The organism is Roseateles sp. P5_B10 (assembly GCF_056400485.1).
Genome location: NZ_JBFULE010001520.1, coordinates 1 through 651 on the forward strand (window position 1 = coordinate 1; position 651 = coordinate 651).

Consider the following 651-nt stretch of genomic DNA (forward strand, 5'->3'; position numbering starts at 1 on the left):
CCCTGACATCGGCCCGGTGCTGCCGGCCGGCGAGCCGCTTTGGGCTCACAGCTTCGACACGGCACTGGGCCGCTGCGGCGTTGTCTGGAGCGAGCGGGGCATCGTCGCCTCGCTATTGCCTGAAGCCAGCCCGGCGCGACTGAAGCGCCGACATCCCACCGCCGAACTGACGACGGAGCTGCCCGCCCACATCGCCCATGCCGTCGATGGCATTCGCGCGCTGCTGGCCGGCGAGGTGCGAGACCTGAGCGAAATCACCTTGGACGAGCGCGGCATCCCCGAGTTCCGCCGCCAGGTGCATGCGCTGACCCGCGCCATCCCGCCCGGGCAGACCCGCACCTACGGCGAGATCGCCACGGCCCTCGGCCAGCCCGGTGCGGCGCGCGCGGTCGGCCGCGCCGAGGGCGACAACCCGTTTCCACCCATCGTGCCGTGCCACCGCGTGATGGGTGCGGGCGGTGAGCCCACGGGCTTCTCGGCGCCGGGCGGCGTCGAGACCAAGCGGCGCATGCTGCTCATCGAGGCCCGCGCCGTGGGTCAGCTCGCGGGCGATCAGCAGAAGTTGTTCTGACCGCGACAATCGCGCATGTCCTTTTCTTCCCTGGGCCTGTCGCCCGCCCTGCTGCGCGCCGTGCGCGAACAGGGCTATCA

Annotated in this window: 1 protein-coding gene; it reads left to right on the plus strand. The window is 71.7% G+C overall.

The window, feature by feature from the left end:
* The coding region (locus AC1DU6_RS34360) for a methylated-DNA--[protein]-cysteine S-methyltransferase (protein WP_477862942.1) at nucleotides 1–571 on the plus strand (571 nt) is incomplete at its 5' end.
* Nucleotides 572–651 lie beyond the last annotated feature (80 nt).